Origin of the sequence: Nonomuraea sp. SBT364 (assembly GCF_001083785.1) — a bacterium.
Lineage (GTDB): Bacteria > Actinomycetota > Actinomycetes > Streptosporangiales > Streptosporangiaceae > Nonomuraea.
The window spans coordinates 1-1,357 of the sequence record NZ_LAVL01000348.1 but is presented as its reverse complement, the minus strand read 5'-3'; the positions used below and the strand labels follow the sequence as shown (position 1 = coordinate 1,357).

The window sequence follows — 1,357 nt, the reverse complement described above, 5'->3', positions numbered from 1 at the left end:
GGCGGGCCCGGGCTGGTCCTGGTGTCCGGGGAGGCGGGTGCGGGCAAGACGGCGCTGGCCGAGGCCGTCACCGCCCGGCTGTCGGCACGCGGCTGGGTCACGGCCTGGGGCCGCAGCCCCGAGTACGAGGGCGCGCCCGTCGCCGCGCCGTGGACCCAGATCACCGGCGCGCTGCCCACGTCGTCGGCCCCGGCCGCGACGGAGACGGGCGGGGACCCCGCGGTGGCCCGGTTCCGGCGGCATCGGGCGGTCCTGGCGCGGATCGCGGCGGCCGCGGGCCGGGGGCCGGTGCTGCTGGTGCTCGACGACCTGCACCGCGCGGACGCGGACACCCTGGACCTGCTGACCGCCGTCGCCGGCCGACCGGAGACGGGACCGGTGCTGGTCGCCGCGATGTTCCGGACCACCGAGATCGGGCCGGAACTGACCTCGGCCCTGGCCCGGCTGGCGAGGGCCGAGCCCGTCCGGGTCTATCTGGGCGGGCTGCCGGAGGCGGCGACGGGTGAGCTGGCCCGGTCCGTCGGCGGGCAGGAGATGGACGAACCGGCCGTGCGGCTGATCCACCGGCGCAGCGGCGGCAACCCGTTCTTCGTGCGGGAGCTGGCCCGGCTGTTCGCCGCCGAGGGGCACGCGGCGCTGGAGGCGGTCCCGGCGGGGGTGCGGGACGTCATCCGGCACCGCCTGACGCAGCTCCCCGAAGCGGTGCGAACCATACTGAAGCAGGCGGCGGTCGTGGGCCGGGACATCGACCCGGACGTGCTGGCCGCGCTGGCGGGCGACGAGGAGCCGGTGCTCGACGCCCTGGACCGGGCGTTGCGGGCGGGCTTCCTGACCGAGCGGGGCGGGTTGCGGTTCACGCACATCCTGGTCCGCGACACGCTGTACGGGGATCTGTCCGGGCTGCGCCGGGCCCGCTGGCACGCCACCGTCGGCGAGGCGGTCGAACGGCTGCGTCCGTACGACGTGACCGCGCTCGCCCACCACTTCACCCGGGCCGCGGGCAGGGCCGCCTCGCCGCGCGCCGCCCGCTACGCCCGCGCGGCGGCCGAGCTGGCCGAACGCCGCTCCGACCCGCACGAGGCGGCCCGCCAGTGGCACCAGGTGATCACCCACACGGCCGGCGACGCCGTACGGGAGCGCCTGAAGGCCGTCATGGGCCTGGGCCGGGCGCTGGCCGTGACCGGGCGGCTGGACGAGGCGCGGCGGCTGCGGGCCGAGGCGGCCGGCACGGCGGAGAGCCTCGGCGACCCCGCCCTGACCGCGGCCGTCATCACGGCCTTCGGCGTGCCGGCCCTCTGGCCCCGCAACGACGACGAGCACCTGTCCCGGCAGATCGCCCGAGCCGCCGAACGCACCC

At 78.1% G+C, this 1,357-nt stretch carries 1 protein-coding gene; it reads left to right on the top strand.

The genetic code is table 11. The annotated features are described in order from the left end of the window. A partial coding sequence (locus ADY59_RS47275) for an ATP-binding protein (protein ID WP_049577930.1) occupies window positions 1–1,357 on the top strand: 1,357 nt, incomplete at both ends.